This is a genomic window from Vibrio profundi, assembly GCF_043642225.1.
Classification (GTDB): domain Bacteria; phylum Pseudomonadota; class Gammaproteobacteria; order Enterobacterales; family Vibrionaceae; genus Vibrio; species Vibrio profundi_A.
The window spans coordinates 119,868-137,976 of sequence record NZ_JBHZSF010000010.1 but is presented as its reverse complement, the minus strand read 5'-3'; the positions used below and the strand labels follow the sequence as shown (position 1 = coordinate 137,976).

Below are 18,109 nucleotides of genomic sequence, written 5' to 3'. Positions count from 1 at the left end.
GTTAGCTTTAAGATCATTATTGGAAACAAAATAAAAGGCTTGGATTTCTCCAAGCCTTTTTATTAAAAATATAGAGTTATGGGTACATACCATGCCCAAACATATTGAAGACTCTTGCAACGCCTTGAGTAAACACCATAGGCTCAGATAAAACGGTTAAACAGAGGCAATCTTGTCCTTTCTCGGTACGAGGTGAATGTTTAACGCTTCCGTCTGCAACCAAAAAGTCACCTTTATGGTATTCACCATCCTCATCACTAAAGCTACCATGAAGAACCAAAGTAGACTCTGTGCCTCTATGTGTATGCTGAGGAACTTGAACGCCTTCACTAATGTAGAGAAGATTGACACGTTCAGCCTCTCCTAAATCGATCGTCGAACTAAACACCTTCCCGCCGTAACTTCGCCATTCACTCATGTTCTTTGTAAAACGACTCAAAGATTTGGGAAGCTCAAAAGTTTTGCCATTAACCTGAACCGATGTGATTTTCTTTTCAGATATTTTCACATCTAGCGAAGGCAATTCAAGAATATCCCCCATCATCGAATCGAAAGCTACGTCATATTCGCTGTCAATCGCCTCGATTAACTGAGCTTCTTTTTCCTCTAAGCTAGCGACCATTGAGCGGCAGGATGAACACGTTTCCAAATGCGTGGTAACCGTTACACCATCAACAGCGCTGATTTCTCCGCGCACATACGACTCTAACAAAGCCGCTTCAGGGTGATATTTCATACGTCCTCCACTCTCATTTGATGTCGTAGTTTTTCTACTGCTAATCGTAATCTCGATTTGACCGTGCCGAGAGGAATATCGAGTAACTCCGCCACCTCTTGTTGAGAGATATCCTGCACATAGACAGCTTGCATCACCACCCGTTGGTTTTCAGGTAGTAGCTGTAAAAACTTACCCACTTGTTCCTTCAACATATCTTGCTCGGGGGAGTAAGATTCGACTCTATCTGCAGGTAAATAGTCCTCTGGCCAAATATCTTCAGAGTAAAGTGACACCGACTTCCCTTTTTGCTTTCTAAGCGTATCGAAACACAAATTTCTCGCGATTGTGTATATCCAAGTAGAAAGCGCACTCTTTGTGCCATCAAACAAATGCGCTTTTTGCCACACTGCAGATAAAGTTTCTTGCACCATCTCTGTTGCTACTTGTTCGTTACCCACATGCTTGAAAGTAAACTGTTTCAGCCTTGGCGTATAGAAACGAAATATCGTTGCAAAGGCCTCTTTATCTCTTCCTTTAACCAGTTCCATACAATCAGCCCACTCTTGTCTAGATTGCGGCACTGGATTACTGCTTTGCATAATTGACCCCTACATTTTCCGTAAAAGCGTTCAATTTTCATTTTGTGGGAGCGAAATCGCTCCCTATATTGATAAACCATTAATCGGTGGTTTCACTCACAAGTAAGTTAAAACCACCATTGTTACCATCATCAATGGCGACCACTTGATAAACACTGCCGCTCTCTACACTGACTGGAGCTGAATCTATCGCTACAACGTCAGGCTGATTAGCCACCGTAATTGTCACGTAATAACTTCCCTCTTCAACGTATAATCCGTTGATTGATTCTTTATACGCAAAATCACTAACAGTTGGATCACTTCCGTCAATGCCAGTACTCGTGGTGAGATAAATATCCACTAGGGCTGCTAAGTCGTTCGCCGCACCATGTGTCACATTTAGCACCGCACTCGTGGCAACAGAGCGTCTATTTTCTTCAACCACTAAAGGTTCAAGTGCAACAGGCGTCGAAGTACCAACAGCGTAAACACTGTAATCTTTCCCTGCGTTCAGGCTTACTCCATCTGCATCAATCAACGCAGGACTCGACGTACCCTCAACGTAAACACTCAGATCATAATCATCGGCATCTAGATCTAAGAAGCCTCTAATCTGCTTGAAAGCAAGTGAATCCAAAGGCGCAAACTGCACATCATTGACGTATACATCAACATTAGGTGCACCATCAACTAAGTGTCCAACTCTAAGCTCAGCCTGTTCATCCTTATCATAAATTGTAGATGATCCAGCCCCATCCATAACCATTAACTGAACCGGCGATGCGCCACTGGTTTCGGTACGTTTAACTGCGGCAACCGTGAGTTCGGTATTAGGAGACAAACTGACGGTGCCAGAGTCAAACGCGATCGCGTCATCGGCTGCTGTTTGTATGCGTATTTGGTACTGACCTGACGGGATAGTAAGAACACCAGAGAACCCTTTGTAAGACACAGGGCCTACAGGAGTACTGCTGGCTAGATCTGCACCTGGCTCTGTAACATAAATATTCACGTCACCTACACCTGAAGCGGCATGTACTAGCTGTACATCTAACATCGTAGCCGACGCATTGCCTTCTGCAGGTCTCGTCACAACCAATGCCTCAACCGGATTCGTAGAACCATCGGCGTCCCCTACGACCATCACTGTATAATCCATCTCGGCCGACAGGTTAAGCTTAGTTGTGTCAATCACTGTCAGTGATTGCCCTGCTGGTAGTTGGACGTCGACTTTGACTGTATTTCTGCCATCGTCAACTTCGATAAAACCCGAAGCTTGTGCGTAATCAACACCAGTAAACCGATTTTCACCATTAATAAATACATTCGTTAATGGGGCGTCTGCCGACGCATGTACCGCTTGCAGGTTGGTCTTTTCATCATCTGAATCACATCCAGACAGAAAACCCAAAGACAAACCTAAGACCGCAGATAAAGTAATCGCTTTCATTGCCCTTTCTCTCTCTTCGTTAGAGGTTCTATGGCATTTCTTAAAAAGTTTTTCGCCTGTTCACAATCTTTGGACAGTGTTAGTTGTTCAAATTGCTCTAGGTCTAGTGGCAGTAACTCAAGCCAACGCTGTGTTACCCAACTCGCGTCGTCATACTTTTGCTGCGCATACAGATCACCTAGTTTGGGGAAGTGCTTATAAACTTCTTTCAGTTGATTACTCAAATATCTGTCATCTGAGTCAAATGTTGATTCTGGCCAGTTATCTAAATACTCAACACTAGCCTTTCTCAACCCATCAAACTCCTTCCAAACTTTTTTGACGATAAATTTTTGAGTGCCCTCTACTGTTATGCCTAGAATTCCGTTATCTAAAAGTTCGAAATCGACGATTTTCACCATCGTTCCGATTTCAGAGAATTGATTAAGGTGGTCTGAACTGCGGCCGCAAACTAAGCAAATCCCAAATCCAATATCTTCTGAACAACAAAGCTTCACCATTCGTTGATATCTAGGTTCAAAAATTCTTAACGTCATTCTCCCTTTGGGTAAAACAACCGAATTTAAAGGAAACAAAATTAGCTCAGTCATATCCATCCCACATTTACATATTCCATCATTAGTTACGTGAGAGCGTGAGAAACGATCAGAATTAATCAGCGGACGATAAGAAAAATTAGAGAGAAGTGACCGTTACCGAACGTTCGTCGTATTTTTGTGCCGATACATATGAAATACACAACTATTCACCAAACACCATAAACAACCAATCTCACATAATTAAAATTTATAAGTGCATTGTTTTGATTAACTGGATTAATTAACTAAAACTGTTGGTTAATCGATAAGCATAAAACTTAAAAAATCGATAAGAAAAACGATTAACATCACAAAAAAATAAGCAACACAATGTAACAACAATAAAGTTCCATTGGTATTTACAAAAGTGAGATCCAAATCACTAGATTAGTGAAATATTACGCCATTTATCACTTTTAATTGAGATTTTAATCGTTATGATGCGCTCCATTCGGATTAATACAGCGCATGGATAAGCGTAGTTACATTATTACAAACATAGAGAGTTCCATTATGCGTAAATCACTTTTAACTCTTGGCCTACTAGCTGCGACTTCTGCTCCAGTAATGGCTGCAGACTACTCTGACGGTGACATCCACAAAAACGATTACAAGTGGATGCAATTTAACCTTATGGGTGCATTTAACGAAAAGCCTGGCAACTCAAACCACGATTACATGGAAATGGAATTTGGTGGTCGCTCTGGGATTTTCGACCTGTACGGCTATGTTGATGTATTCAACCTAACTTCAGATCCAGGCAGTGACAAAGCTGATAGCCAAGCAAAAATGTTCATGAAGTTTGCCCCTCGCATGTCTATTGATGGCCTTACAGGTAAAGACCTTTCGTTCGGTCCTGTTCAAGAGCTATACGTAGCCTCTGAAATTACTTGGGATGGCGTAAATACAACTGATACAACATTTGGTGTTAACCAACAGAAAATTGGTCTAGGTTCTGATGTAATGGTTCCATGGTTAGGCAAAATCGGCCTAAACTTCTACGGTAACTACGACTCTAACGTTAAAGATTGGAACGGCTTCCAAGTTTCTACTAACTGGTTCAAACCTTTCTACTTCTTCGAAAACGGTTCTTTCATTTCATACCAAGGTTACATTGATTGGCAATTTGGCATGAAAGACGAGTACAGCGCAGAGACTAGTGGCGGTGCAATGTTTAACGGTATCTACTGGCACTCAGATCGTTACGCAGTTGGTTACGGTCTAAAAGCTTACGAGACAGTTTACGGTCTAGAGGATGGTGGTTTTGCTGGTCGTACATCTGGCGTTGGTCACTACGTAGCAGTAACGTACAAGTTCTAATAGAACTTATACCTAGAGATATTAAAATGGCGCTATACAGCGCCATTTTTTATTGATTTCATTTGCTGCACCGTTATCCTTGCCCTCAGGGTTATGATAAAGGTAAAGCAGTGAACATCACCATCGTAGGCCCCGGAGCTATCGGCTCTTTATGGGCAATCAAACTATTTCAGGCAGGGCACTCTGTTTCCTTATGGAGTCGAACCCAGTCCAGCTCCATCTCACTTTCGTTAGATGATAGCGACGCTATTACCTTCTCCAATAATAATGTTAGTGATTTACAAGCCGCCGATCTTATCCTGTTTACTGTCAAAGCATGGCAAGTAGAAAATGCTGCGACTCCTTTGCTTAAGCATATCCATAAAGATGCCATTCTTATGTTCATGCACAATGGAATGGGCGCCTTAGACAAGATAGAAAAAATCATTAGCACTTACCCAGTCATGATTGCTACCACCACTCAAGCTGCATTTAAACCTTCGACGATTCAAGTGAAACATACGGGGTTAGGAGAAACTCAGTTAGGTGCATTTAACCACCTCGGTAATCAATGTCGCTTTCTTGTCGACGTTTTAAATCATGCGCTTCCCAATGTGACGTGGAATTCAAAAATCCAACACGCTTTATGGAATAAGCTCGCAATCAACTGTGCCATCAACCCACTTACCGGGCTAAACCAAATTAAAAATGGTCAACTCGCAGACAGCCGACATCTTGAAGCACTCAATGATATTTCTCATGAACTTTACTTAGTGATGAAAGCAGAAAATGTAGAGTGTGAATTAGACGCGCTTCGTTCTACAATTACTGCTGTCATCCAGGCAACGGCAAATAATAACTCTTCGATGAAGCAAGATATGTATTATCAACGCAAAACTGAGATCGACTTCATCACTGGCTATCTCATAAGAAAAGCGGAAGAACACGGGATAGATGTTCCTGTGAACCGAGCGCTCTATCAGTCAGTGAAAAAACAAGAGCAAAGCTGGACAGACTAACTAGCGCAACCAGTATCTCGTAAGGACTCGCTCCTGCCATATTAACTTTTTAGGTCACCATTCATGCTTGATTTACGCCATATTCGCGAGCAATTCCCAGCCTTAAAACAAGAGGTTAATCAACAGCCCCTCGTGTATTTGGACAGCGCAGCAACAACACAAAAGCCTCAAGTCGTTATCGATGCGATAAGCCAGTATTACTCCAAACAAAATGCCAATGTCCACCGAGGTAGCCATAGCCTCACAGCTCAAGCGACAAGCCAATTTGAAAACGCGAGAAGCAGTATTGCTCAGTATATTGGGGCTTCAAGCAGCAAAGAGGTGATTTGGACAAGAGGGGCAACTGAAGCGCTCAATCTTATAGCTCAAACCTACGCTCGCAGTTCACTGCAAATTGGCGATGAAATCTTAGTCAGCGAAATGGAGCATCACGCGAATATCGTTCCATGGCAAATCGTGGCAGAGCAAACCGGTGCAAAAATCATTAAAATTCCAATGACTGACGATTGCAAATGTGATCTCAACGCTTTTGAGCAGTTATTGTCTGACAAAACTAAACTCGTTGCCGTTGCTCATATCACCAATGTAACGGGAAGCCGACAACCAATAGAACGCATCATCGAACTCTCTCATCAAGTAGGCGCGAAAGTTGTGGTCGATGGGGCACAAGGTATTGTGCATGAAAAGGTCAATGTTGAGCGCCTCAATGCCGACTTTTACGTATTTTCAGGGCACAAACTCTATGCTCCAGCTGGCATTGGCGTACTTTATGGGAAACTAGCCTTGCTTGAAGCCATGCCCCCTTGGCATGGCGGTGGGAAAATGGTCGAGAGCGTATCTTTTGAAGGGACGACATACTCACAGTTACCCGGTAAGTTCGAAGCTGGCACACCAAACGTTGCTGGAGCGATTGCACTCAATACCGCAATAAAATGGATTAGCCAATTTGAAAGGCAAGAGATAGAAGCCCACTTACACTCTCTGCAAGAAAAAACCTATAACGCGCTATCGAAAATCGAGGATATTAGAATCCTTGGTTACCAGCCAAATGCGAGTGTTATAACCTTCGTGATGGATGGGGTCCACCATCAAGATATTGCGACTTTATTGGATCAGCAAGGCATAGCGGTTCGCGCAGGTCATCATTGCGCGCACCCTTTAATGGACGCTTTACAAGTAACCGGGACGGTAAGGGTCTCTTTTGGGATCTACAATACCCTAGAAGATGTGGAACGCCTTATCCAAGCCGTGGAAAAAGCGGTCGATATGCTATAGCTCACGATCAAAAAAAGGTTGGCATTTGCCAACCCTTTTTTAAATTGCTTGCGCTTTTATTTGTTCGACAATCGCTTTTAAGCCATTGCCACGAGAAGGGCTCAAATGGTTAATTAGACCCAACTTTTCAAAATAGCTATCGATATCGAATGATTGAATCTGCTCTGCCGTTTTGCCATCAAAAGCGGCCATCACTAATGCGATAAGTCCTCGAACAATACGAGCATCTGAATCCGCGCAAAAATACCACACGCCATCAACACATTGGGCGACTAACCACACTTGGCTTTCGCATCCAGCCACGGTTACCTGATCATTTTTCAATTCATCAGGCATCTGAGGTAGTTTTTTTCCCCATTGAATAACTTGACGATAACGATCCTCCCAACCAGTAAAGTTTTGCATCGTTGCACTGATATCTTCACTTGTTATGGTTTCTCCAAACGGAGAGCTAGGGAATTCCATCATTACTGGCTCCAAACGTGGTTTACTTTTTATATTTCAGGACAAGCTTTTCAATGATACGAGAAACTGCAACAAACCCAAACGTTGCAGTGACGACCGTTGCCGCACCAAATCCACTCGCGCAATCCATACGTTTTGGACCTTCTGCAGTCGATTTTGTACCACATACACTGCCATCCGCTTGAGGGTATTTAAGTTGCTCTGTCGAAAACACACAATCAATACCAAACTTACGTTGTGGGTTTTTAGGGAAATTATGATGGCGGCGTAAAGTATCTTTCAGCTTCTTGGCCAATGGGTCTTGGATTGTTTTCGTTAAATCAGCGATTTGAATTTGCGTTGGATCGGTTTGGCCACCAGCCCCACCAGTCGTAATCACTTTAATTTTATTGCTGCGGCAATAAGCCAATAGTGACGCTTTTGCCTTCATACTATCAATCGCATCGAGCACGTAATCGAACTCTTTAGATAAGTATTCCGCTTGGTTATCTGGGCCAATGAAGTCATCTATCAAATTCACCTGGCACTCAGGGTTGATCAATTTGACTCGCTCCGCCATCACCTCAATTTTACTCTGCCCAACGGTGCCAGACATCGCATGGATTTGACGGTTAATATTGGTCACACACACGTCATCCATATCGATGAGTGTTAACTCCCCCACTCCTGAACGCGCAAGAGCTTCAACCGCCCACGAACCCACGCCACCGATCCCAATCACACACACATGCGCAGCTCTTAATATCTCGACTTCACTATTGCCATACAATCGGCGAGTTCCGCCAAAACGCTGGTCATAGTTTTCAGAGGCTGGAGAGGTCAATTCACGCATATTGTCGTCCAATTGGGTTCGATAGATAAAGAAGAGTGCGTTTTATACGCACTCTTTAATAAAAAGTCTAGCATTTGGCAAGGAAGGAAAAGCTATTCCTGCTTCTCTGGAGGAAGAGCCCATGGTGCAGCCGTTGCTCCACCATTTAGCCCCAATTTCCAAACCCGGCCAAAATGCTTGTAGTGCCCGGCTTCGGTACCTGCTCTTGGCCCCATGCCATGGTACAAATCAAGGTGATTCTGCTTTACCGCGCCACCGGTATCCAGAACCAGTAATAGCCTTAATTGATGCGCTCCGCTCCAAGTGCCATCGGCATTGAGCAGCGGTACTTCTGCTAATATTGGCGTCCCCATAGGAAGAATCGAACGGTCGCCTGCTACTGCTGCCATTGGTAATAACGGGATTCCCGCTGTTCCCATAACGGAGGTATCTTCGCGTGGTTGGAAAAATACATAAGATGGGTTTTGCTCAAGCAACTCTTTGACAACGTCAGCGTCGTTTTCCAATACCCATTCTTTTATAGCTTTTAGAGACATTTTTTCACGAGGCACTAGACCTCGTTCAATCAATATACGCCCAATACTGACATAAGCCTTATTGTTCTTACCTGCATACGCAAAATATTCTAAGGTGTCATCGTCTTCGAAATGAACAAAACCGCTTCCCTGAACCTCCATGATGAATGGATCGATACGGTTTGCCGCGTAACCTAGTTCAAGATCTTTGCCTTCAAGTGCGCCATCGTAAATTTGAGCTCGAGTAGGACAATCTTCAGAGCACTTCGGTAAGCCATATACCGGGAACTGGTATTCCTCATTCGACTCATGTCGCAGTTCAATCACCGGAGAAAAGTAACCAGTAAAAAGAACATTGCCTTTACTATCACCACCTCCAAATTGAGCAGCTTCCACACCGAAATTGGCAAGCTCACTAGGGTCGCCGCTTTGAAGGATCCAGGCCTCTAGTTGCTGATACAATGGCTGATAAATTTTAGCCATCGATGGTGACTTACTTACAACCTGTTCGGCTTGTTTAGAAAATGCGGTGTAATCACGAGGCTTATTAGACTCTACTTGCTCCGCTTTATTTAGCGTTTGAGAGAATTCTTCATCTAAATATTGCTGCGCACGGTCTGTTGGTTGAGCACAGCCAAATAACAGCCCTGCCGTAATGAGTGGAACGAGTTTTTTTATCACAAGATTTGTCCTAAAAGTTCTATGAGAGGAGAATGACAAACTCTGGTGAAGAACACAATTCTAAGTTTGTATCACTTTGTAGGAATATCTCAATTATCTCAAGGCTTTGGTATGAACGCCTTTAAGCTTAAATTTGGGATTATAATGCGCATCAGAATCTAAAATCATCTCTGTATTTTCTTGATTCAGCATTTTGTATGAGTAGGTTGTATCCCCAGCCGTATACTCAAAAACTTTACCATTGAATTCAAAATCAGTCGCCACAACGGAACCGTTTATTGTTACGCCTCTTTCACTTAATACAAACTCATCAGTCACATAGTGCGCTACTTTTTGCTCAACCCAAGTGCCATAGATCATGCTCTTCGGTGTAAGGGACTGAACATATTGTGTGTATACGTTACTCAATAGCACAACCACGAAAATTGAGCCGATCAAAGCCACGATCATCAAGCCACGCTCAATAACTTTCCGCTTCTTATTCGCCTTAGTTAGGTTTTCTTCATAAAGCCCTTTGGCGATGTCATCCACTTTGTTTTTTTTCACTGATACTTGCATTAAGTGCGCTACGTATAGGGATTCAACGCCATTCTACACGTAGATTGTTTATGGAATAAAGTACGTTCTAAGATACTTTGCGCTGTATTCCAAAAAACCGCTTGCTCACAAATGAATATAAATGCTAATTTTAAGTATAAATAAACAATAAAAGATATTATCTGTGAAAATACGTAATACCGCCCTAGTAAAAGGGTTCAGACAATCCACCCCGTATGTTAATGCTCACCGCGGAAAAACCATGGTGATCATGCTCGGTGGTGAAGCTTTTGCAGATAAGAATTTTGGAAATATTATCAATGATATAGCATTACTCCATAGTCTTGGCGTTAAAATCGTTTTAGTGCATGGCGCTCGCCCTCAAATCAATCAGATTCTAGAGAAACAAGATTGTCACACTCCATATCATAAAAACACCCGCGTAACCGACGAGCATGCACTCGGCCTAGTTATGCAAGCTGCGGGGCAACTACAACTGGCAATTACCGCACGTCTATCCATGAGTTTAAATAACACACCTATGGCGGGTACTCAGCTTAACGTCGTGAGCGGAAATTTTGTGATTGCACAACCATTAGGTATAGACGATGGCACTGACTATTGCCATAGCGGGCGTATCCGCCGCATTGATATAGAAGGTATTAATCGAACACTCGACCAAGGCTCGATTGTTTTACTTGGCCCTATTGCGAGTTCGGTCACTGGCGAATGTTTCAACCTCCTTTCGGAAGAAGTCGCCACTCAAGTTGCGATCAGACTAAATGCCGACAAACTTATTGGCTTCTGCTCTGAGCAAGGCATCATCAATGAGCAGGGAAATGCGATTGCTGAGCTCTTCCCAAGTGATGCGCAAGAGATCTTATCAACACTCACCAATTCACAAGACCCTACCGAAGACCATAGCTCAGGGACATTACGCTTCCTCAAAGGAGCTGTGTCTGCCTGCCGGGCGGGAATACCGCGTTGTCACCTCATCAGTTACAAAGTCGATGGCGCGTTAATTCAAGAGCTGTTTTCTTTTGATGGTATCGGTACACAGATCGTTATGGCCAGTGCCGAGCAAGTCAGACAAGCTCAAATTGATGACATCGGTGGTATCTTCGATTTGATTCGTCCACTAGAAGAGCAAGGTGTTTTAGTACGTCGCTCTCGGGAGCAACTGGAGCAAGAAATCCATCGATTTACCATCATAGAAAAAGATGGGCTAATTATTGGTTGTGCAGCTTTATACGCCTACCCACAAGATCACATGGCAGAAATGGCTTGTGTAGCGATTCACCCAGACTACAGAGACGGTAACCGCGGTCTACTGCTACTTGATTACATGAAACATCAATCAAAATCGCGCGATATTGACCAAATTTTTGTCTTAACCACGCACAGTTTGCATTGGTTTAGAGAACAAGGCTTCTATGAAATCGGTGTAGAGTCATTACCTATGGAAAAACAAGGACTTTACAACTATCAGAGAAAGTCAAAAATCCTAGCTTTGAATGTATGAGGCTAACAAACTAAAGTCATTCTCAAATGTAAGACAAAGTTATCGCCAAATGTAATCGTTTGCCGCTTGTTTTTTATAAAGTAAGCACTTTCATTCATAATGATTATTGTATAGAATTCGATCGATTTTTATTCAGAGATCAATCTAAATAGATATCGCAACTCATCAACACGGATAGGGTTGCCACTGCACGGATTGCTAAACCAATTGATTTTCGAACCACTTGTTTAAATCGGTTCGAAGATTAAGAACAATAAGCAATAAGAGCAACGTCCATATGAGAACTATCATTTGTAATTCGCTTCAGAGTTTTTGGGATATGGCTGATAACCATTTCTTAGAAGGGCTAGATGTTCATTGTGTATTTCCCGTCAATGACAACTTAAAAGAGTTTATCTTGAATTGTCAGCAACAATACAAGATAAACAAGATCTCTTTTACTCGAGTGTTCGCTTCTACAGAAGCGTAATCAACACTCTAAAATGGCCAAGGATGGTCGTTTAGCTTTCCTTAATCGTTAAGAAACTGACTCACCTAACCGGCTTACTAACCCACTGTTCCTTGTCGTTCTGACTTTAACACCTCGTTTTAATACTGTTTGATCACAAAACATCATTAACCGATTTTTCGCTCGCGTGATCCCTGTATAGATAAGCTCTCGAGTCAGTATCGGGGTAAAATCAGGTGGCAGAATCATCAACGTCAAATCAAACTCACTACCTTGAGATTTATGGATCGTCATCGCATAAGCGGTTTCATGTTCCGGTACCCGACTAGGTAGAATCGATTTCACACTTCCATCAGGAAGTTCAAAGTAGACTTTTAAACGCGGTGTTTCATCCCCACCTTCTTCTGCTGTTCGGTTATCCAACATGCAGATACCAATATCGCCGTTATAAAGCCCTAAACTGTGATCATTACGAGTCACCATCACAGGACGACCGTGATACCAGAGTTCATCATTGGTTGTGATCAGACGTCGCGCCGCTAACGCTTTCTCTATTCTGTTGTTTAGTCCTGATACGCCAAAATCCCCCTCACGAATTGCACACAGCAGTCGGCATTCACTAAACTGGTCGAGCGCAGCTTTCGCCGTTTGTTCTTGGGTTTCAGCTTTATCAGAAGGGTCAGCTGGCGTCTTGATACTCATTCTATTGAGATAACGCCCATATTCAGAGACCAAAGTTTTTAGCATCAAGTTATAGCTGTCGCTTGATAGTGAATGGTTTTCGATATCTTCAAAGCCACTTGCCAAAACTTTATCAAGGTGTTGAACAAACCCAGAGTTGATCGCCTTAGCAAGCTGACCAATCCCCGAACGGGCGTCAAAGCGATAACTTTTTTGCAGCATACAAAGGCTATCGGCGACCGCAGGGGGGGTAACTTGGTTGCCTTGAGGTGATGCAGGCAAATACGAAAAGCCCGTGAGTTGTGAAATCAACTTGCCTTGGTTCGGGCTGTAGCCAACTTGATTGAACGAACAAATATCCCCTAGAACGGCACCGGCTTCTACGGAGGCGAGCTGATCTTTATCACCTAACAAAATGACACGAGCATGCTCCGGCAGGGCATCGACTAATTTGTACATCATAGGCAAATCGACCATTGACGCTTCATCGACGACTAAGATGTCTAAATGCAACGGATTACCCCGATGATGGCGGAACTCAGCTCGATTAGGGATAGCCCCTAACAAACGGTGTAAAGTACTCGATTCAGTCGGAATGTTGATTTTAACTTTAGGAGGTAAAGGGAGCTGCTCTATCGCTTTACCAATTGACTCGGTTAATCGTGCTGCCGCTTTACCCGTTGGAGCAACCAACTTAATCGTTGGAATACTTCCAGCACCCATTGACTGTTCCACCATAGCGGAAAGCAGTTTAGTAACAGTGGTGGTTTTTCCGGTACCTGGACCTCCCGATATCACCGCAAAACGGCGACTCAGAGCCACGGCTGCTGCCACTTTTTGCCAGTTTAGGCATACCGAATTAGGGACTAAAGTATCTAAGCTGTTAAGGTCTGAAGCTGTCGTTGCACTTGTTAACTTATCGTCAATGCTCGACCAGTCTAACTCCCCTTCAGCCACAATATCTAAATGATCACACACTAGCTGCTGTCTAAGAACTTGAGTGCCTTTCCCTGACTGATTGAGCTTAGCAAGGGCACTGAAGAGGTATTGATAGCTACGAGCAAATAAATGATCGAGTGTTTCTGTTAGTGCCACTTTTTGCTGCTGCGTTAATTCAACAGGTGCACTCAAACGATTCAGCGTATTCGCGAGTACGACTTCGTAATTCCAATAACGTTGTAAGTATAAACGCGTCCCATCAAACATTAACGGGGTCGCCGCCCCCAGAGTCTTCCCAACCAGTACAGTACTCTCTAGTAAGCCATACCAATCAATTTGAATCAGCCGTTGATTTAACGTTAAGGCGGCTTCCCCATACAAGCTCAATATCGCAGCAATATCGACAAGTTCCCCGTGTGATTGCTTAAGTTGAATGCAAATATGGCCTTTACCTAACTCATGGCTCACAACCCCTGCAATGAATCCAATTTCATCTTGTGAGCTAGAGGTTTGCTGAGAAATGAAGCGAGCAAATTGATAATCGAGTTGGCGAATCGCCCCTTTATTCGCGAGTTCACGCAAAACCTCTAACAAAGGAGCGGTATTAAAATCGAACGTCATCATTATAAAAGCTCCATTTGGCCAGCTTCATCGCCATCAAGTGTCGATGTGCTTCGATCTATCGCGTGACCATCTATCAGTTGGTCCAGTTCATGAAGTAATGATTGTGAAGGCTTAGCCGAAAACACCCCTTGTTGAGACTGCCCATCGATACCACGTAGAAACAGGTAATACACACCGCCAAAGTGCGTTTCGTAATCATAATCCGCAATGCGGCTACGCAAAAAACGGTGCAGCGCCAATGCATAAATTTGATACTGTAAATCGTAACGATGATCCGCCATTGCCGCCTTCAAGTTGTCACCGTGGTAAAGAGATACATCGTCACCTAAATGGTTCGACTTCCAGTCCAATACGTAATACTTACCTTGATGTTCGAAAACTAAATCAATAAAACCTTTCAACATACCTTGAACAGTATGGAAACCAAGGTCGCCAGCTTTAGCAGAAAGTGGATCATGGTATTGAATGACTCGGTTTAACGCACTTGAGGCAAGCACCTCGATCGGTAATAAAAACTCCATTTCCACTAGCCTTTGGCTCGGGCCTTTTTCGCAAAGCTTCAATTGTTTCCCGTCCAAAGGCGTATTTAGCACTGTATCAACTAATTGCTGCAAGACTGGCAGCCAGTCCTCTTCATATTGTTCAGCTTCAAGCAGCTGTTGGATCACTTGTGTATTTTGCTCACTCGTCGCAGGTTGTGTAAATTCCACTTCTTCGAATAGAGTATGCAAGAATGTCCCGGGGCGAGCGCCTCTTGGAAAAGTAAAAATCGAGCGTTCCGGCTCCAATAGCTCCAATTCATCCTGTTCATCGACCGAATCAATATCAAAACCTGATACTTCAATCACGGCATCATGAGTCGCACCGTGTGAGCCTTGTTTTACTAACCCAGAATAACTGGTAATTCGCCAGTTTCTATCGATATTTGCCTGCAAAGTTTTTGCATTGAGTTCTTCTTCAGTTTCCTGCTGAGGAGTAAACACTGAATCATGCGCAGTTGGAACATCAGCCAAGCGAACATTAGGGTTTGCTTGCGCCATCGCCTGCAGCTTTTGCCCTAGTTCATTGATACCAAGCTCCTCACCGTTTTGCACCAGGTAACCCATCGCACTCAAATGTACGCCTGTCGGTTCTTTGGTTGAGCGTCCCTTTCTTAAAGGTGCCATGCCAATGAAACAGCCATATACAGCTCGAGTCAGTGCTACATAAATCAATCGTAAATCTTCCGCTAAACGTTCTTTATCCGCTTGTGCGAGTGCTGCGTCACTTCCTGTAATATCAAGAACCGTCGTATCTGTTTCATGATCGTAATATTTGCCTTCGCTCGCTTCTCGGTAACTCGCAACAAACGGAAGAAAAACCAAATCATATTCCAGACCTTTAGATTTATGGATGGTAACGATTTGCACCAAATTTCGTTCGGACTCTAGGCGCTGAATATCGTCCTCTCCCCCTCCCAGTCCTTGCTGCGCGTCTGAAATAGATTCAGCTAGCCATCGCAGTAAACCGTAATCGCTGTCAAGCTCCTGCCTTGCCTGTTGAAGCAACTCTCCAATATGCATCAGATCGGTAAGTGAGCGCTCACCTTGAGGTTCTTCCAACAAACGTTCCGCAATGTGCCTTTTACTCATGACACTTCGTAACATAGGTAGCACGCCACGTTGCACCCACAATTTGCGATATTCTCTGAACTCATTTACTGCGTTTTCCCAAACAACTTCATCGTTGTTCAGCTCATCTAACGCAGCGGCGTCCAGTGCAAATAATTCAGAGGCCAAACTCGCTCTTAGCGCTCGGTCATTTTCAGGTGTTAGCACAGCTTGAAGTAGGCGCTGGAGATCTTGTGCTATTGGGCTGACAAATACACTGTCTCGGTTGGATAAATAAACACTCGCAATCCCCTGTTGAGAAAGCGCTTCTTTGACTAATCGCCCTTCACTCCCCGTACGAACCAACACAGCAATATCTCCGGCTTGGATCAGGTCAGGTTGTTTACCCCCTTCCTGCTCTTTACCAGAATAGAAATGAGCATTATTGCTTTGCGCCGCCGTAAGAATACTTTGAATTTGGCTCGCGGTGGCTTCAGCCATGGCGGCATGGTACTCACCTTTTGCTAAAGGCTTTTCTTCCGCTTCTTGCAACCAATAGGTGATCGCTGGCTGCTTTTCACCATTCATTACCCACTGACGTTTATCAGCACCCGGACTTGCATTTACTGCCCAAAATGGGATGTCTTGATCGTAGATAAACGCACTGTCTGGCGTTTCAAATACTTGGTTAACCGCCCCAACAACATCCGCGCTTGAGCGCCAGTTAGTCCCCAAGGTGTAGTGAGCACTAACTTGCTTACGCGCTTTGATATAAGTGAAGATATCCGCACCACGGAAGCCGTAGATCGCTTGTTTAGGATCCCCGATCATAAATAAGCCACTTTGAGGGTGTTCGACATAAATACGACTGAAAATACTGTATTGCAGCGGATCGGTATCTTGGAACTCATCGATCATCGCAACCGGGTAGAGTGTGCGGATTCTTTCCACCAGCAGTGACTGCTCATCGACATCAATCGACGCAGACAACTGAGTCAACAAGTCATCAAATGATAACCACTGCTTCTGTTGTTTTGCCTTGGCGAGCATAGTTCGACAGTGAGTAATCGCATGCGCCAATAACGGAGCTTTCAAGTCGGCAGGGTTATTTAAGAAATCTTCAATCGCTTCGAAAACGGCATGCTGAGGTGCGGTACCTTTCGGTGTTTTCTCGATTAAAGTGGCTTGTGAAAACTTCTCTAATTTGTCTAGATATTGATAATCATGGGTGTCACTTTGCGCCCATACCGTCACCGCCTCTAGCCATGTCGGCAGAGACTTCTTGGTGTAACTGCGCTTGTTCACATCTGAACCTGAGATCAAAGCCAAAAAGTCCGCTTCAGACTCACACCACAGCGCTTTAAGCTGCTTAACTTTATCTAGGTTCTGATTGTGTAGAGTTTGCAAATCACCCGACATCGCGTCGACAGTTAGCTTCAATGGAGAGCCCGTCAGATAACGATTGACGTCTGCTAATAATGCAGCCGGTGAACCCCAGATATTACGAACCTCACCAGCCAGTTGAATCGGCAACGGATAAAACTGCTTACGCCAATAGTCGGCAACCACTTGCGCTTTAAGATGGCTTTCATCAGTCACAAATTCATTATCAAATCGGCTGCCAGACTCAAAGGCATTTTGAGTCAACATTCGCTGACAGAAACCGTGAATGGTGTACACCGCCGCTTCGTCCATTTGCCTTTCGGCATTAAGCAATGTTATGGCTGCGGATGCTCTCTTGGCATCATCGTACTCTTCAAGTAAGTCCTTGATAAATTGATCTTTAGAGTCAACGCAAACGCCTCTACGAAATGATATATATGCAGCGCGTATTTTTTTCCTTATGCGGTCTTTGAGCTCTGCGGTTGCTGCTTCGGTAAAAGTCACGACTAGGATTTGATCTACAGTGAGCGGCTCGTGATGTCGGGTAGCTTCCGCGAGCTCACCTTGTGGTGCTGCCGTGCCGTGTCCGAGCAGTAGGCGTAAGTACAAGCCAGCGATGGTAAATGTTTTACCTGTACCGGCTGATGCCTCGATAAGCCGTGCGCCATGCAAAGGAAACGTCATGGTTTCTAGAGGCGTTGCCTCGGGAGAGTGTGCAGCTGACACCGTTGTCATAAACTTTAGCCTTCAACTAATTGTGATCTTTCCCATAAAACTCAGGGAATATCTGAATATTATTAATTTGTTCGAATGTAGTGCGATCTTACTCACGGTACATCTTGGTTATGGCCGATACTATGCGCGCCATGCAATCGTAACTGTCTCAGAATTAGTACAAACCAGATACGTTACGAACCACCGAATAATGGTCCCTCTGACCTGTGGCCGTACAGCGAACGCCCTACACTAATAA

General features: G+C 44.0%; 15 protein-coding genes. 5 read left to right on the top strand and 10 right to left on the bottom strand.

Features of this window, described 5'->3' with window-relative positions; genetic code table 11:
- Positions 1 to 76: 76 nt before the first annotated feature.
- The 4 genes from ACHUFI_RS15620 to ACHUFI_RS15605 all read right to left on the bottom strand — a co-directional run bounded on the left by ACHUFI_RS15620 (position 77) and on the right by ACHUFI_RS15605 (position 3,339).
- Positions 77 to 736, bottom strand: a complete 660-nt coding sequence (locus ACHUFI_RS15620) for a ChrR family anti-sigma-E factor (protein WP_394250728.1) — start codon at positions 734 to 736, stop codon at positions 77 to 79.
- Positions 733 to 1,317, bottom strand: coding sequence for a sigma-70 family RNA polymerase sigma factor (locus tag ACHUFI_RS15615; RefSeq protein ID WP_394250726.1), 585 nt, complete (start codon positions 1,315 to 1,317; stop codon positions 733 to 735). The genes ACHUFI_RS15620 and ACHUFI_RS15615 overlap by 4 nt, the downstream gene beginning before the upstream one ends.
- Before the next feature lie 79 nt (positions 1,318 to 1,396).
- Positions 1,397 to 2,749, bottom strand: a complete 1,353-nt coding sequence (locus tag ACHUFI_RS15610; RefSeq protein WP_394250724.1) for a DUF4397 domain-containing protein — start codon at positions 2,747 to 2,749, stop codon at positions 1,397 to 1,399.
- Positions 2,746 to 3,339 (bottom strand): LON peptidase substrate-binding domain-containing protein, encoded by a 594-nt coding sequence (locus tag ACHUFI_RS15605; RefSeq protein ID WP_394250722.1) that lies wholly within the window; start codon positions 3,337 to 3,339, stop codon positions 2,746 to 2,748. Before ACHUFI_RS15605 ends, ACHUFI_RS15610 begins: the two co-directional genes overlap by 4 nt.
- A 501-nt stretch (positions 3,340 to 3,840) precedes the next feature.
- On the opposite strand from ACHUFI_RS15605, the gene ACHUFI_RS15600 reads away from it, so the two are divergent.
- The 3 genes from ACHUFI_RS15600 to csdA all read left to right on the top strand — a co-directional run bounded on the left by ACHUFI_RS15600 (position 3,841) and on the right by csdA (position 6,920).
- Positions 3,841 to 4,647, top strand: coding sequence for a nucleoside-specific channel-forming Tsx family protein (locus tag ACHUFI_RS15600; protein WP_394250720.1), 807 nt, complete (start codon positions 3,841 to 3,843; stop codon positions 4,645 to 4,647).
- A gap of 110 nt (positions 4,648 to 4,757) precedes the next feature.
- Positions 4,758 to 5,645, top strand: coding sequence for a 2-dehydropantoate 2-reductase (gene panE, locus ACHUFI_RS15595; RefSeq protein WP_394250718.1), 888 nt, complete (start codon positions 4,758 to 4,760; stop codon positions 5,643 to 5,645).
- Between the two features lie 63 nt (positions 5,646 to 5,708).
- Entirely contained in the window at positions 5,709 to 6,920 is a 1,212-nt protein-coding gene (gene csdA / locus ACHUFI_RS15590; protein ID WP_394250716.1) for a cysteine desulfurase CsdA, read from the top strand.
- Positions 6,921 to 6,959: 39 nt separating this feature from the next.
- On the opposite strand, the gene csdE is transcribed toward csdA, so the two are convergent.
- The 4 genes from csdE to ACHUFI_RS15570 all read right to left on the bottom strand — a co-directional run bounded on the left by csdE (position 6,960) and on the right by ACHUFI_RS15570 (position 9,971).
- Positions 6,960 to 7,388, bottom strand: a complete 429-nt coding sequence (csdE, locus tag ACHUFI_RS15585; RefSeq protein WP_394250714.1) for a cysteine desulfurase sulfur acceptor subunit CsdE — start codon at positions 7,386 to 7,388, stop codon at positions 6,960 to 6,962.
- A gap of 19 nt (positions 7,389 to 7,407) precedes the next feature.
- Positions 7,408 to 8,217, bottom strand: coding sequence for a tRNA cyclic N6-threonylcarbamoyladenosine(37) synthase TcdA (gene tcdA / locus ACHUFI_RS15580; protein ID WP_394250710.1), 810 nt, complete (start codon positions 8,215 to 8,217; stop codon positions 7,408 to 7,410).
- 92 nt (positions 8,218 to 8,309) lie between these two features.
- The gene (mltA, locus tag ACHUFI_RS15575) at positions 8,310 to 9,413 is read right to left on the bottom strand and encodes a murein transglycosylase A (protein ID WP_394250708.1); all 1,104 of its coding nucleotides are present in this window, start codon (positions 9,411 to 9,413) and stop codon (positions 8,310 to 8,312) included.
- A gap of 93 nt (positions 9,414 to 9,506) precedes the next feature.
- Complete coding sequence (locus ACHUFI_RS15570; RefSeq protein ID WP_394250706.1) at positions 9,507 to 9,971, bottom strand: DUF2850 domain-containing protein; 465 nt, start codon at positions 9,969 to 9,971, stop codon at positions 9,507 to 9,509.
- Positions 9,972 to 10,134: 163 nt separating this feature from the next.
- On the opposite strand from ACHUFI_RS15570, the gene argA reads away from it, so the two are divergent.
- Both argA and ACHUFI_RS15560 read left to right on the top strand, forming a co-directional pair.
- Positions 10,135 to 11,472 carry an amino-acid N-acetyltransferase gene (argA, locus tag ACHUFI_RS15565; protein ID WP_394250704.1) on the top strand — a complete coding sequence of 446 codons (1,338 nt, stop codon included), beginning with the start codon at positions 10,135 to 10,137 and terminating at the stop codon, positions 11,470 to 11,472.
- 277 nt (positions 11,473 to 11,749) lie between these two features.
- Positions 11,750 to 11,941 carry a hypothetical protein gene (locus tag ACHUFI_RS15560; RefSeq protein ID WP_394250702.1) on the top strand — a complete coding sequence of 64 codons (192 nt, stop codon included), beginning with the start codon at positions 11,750 to 11,752 and terminating at the stop codon, positions 11,939 to 11,941.
- 48 nt (positions 11,942 to 11,989) lie between these two features.
- Here ACHUFI_RS15560 and recD read toward each other — a convergent pair whose 3' ends face one another.
- Together recD and recB are read right to left on the bottom strand one after the other, a co-directional pair.
- Entirely contained in the window at positions 11,990 to 14,164 is a 2,175-nt protein-coding gene (recD, locus tag ACHUFI_RS15555) for an exodeoxyribonuclease V subunit alpha (protein WP_394250700.1), read from the bottom strand.
- Positions 14,164 to 17,871: an exodeoxyribonuclease V subunit beta gene (gene recB / locus ACHUFI_RS15550; RefSeq protein WP_394250698.1), complete on the bottom strand. Its 3,708-nt coding sequence runs from the start codon at positions 17,869 to 17,871 to the stop codon at positions 14,164 to 14,166. Before recB ends, recD begins: the two co-directional genes overlap by 1 nt.
- Between the last annotated feature and the right edge of the window lie 238 nt (positions 17,872 to 18,109).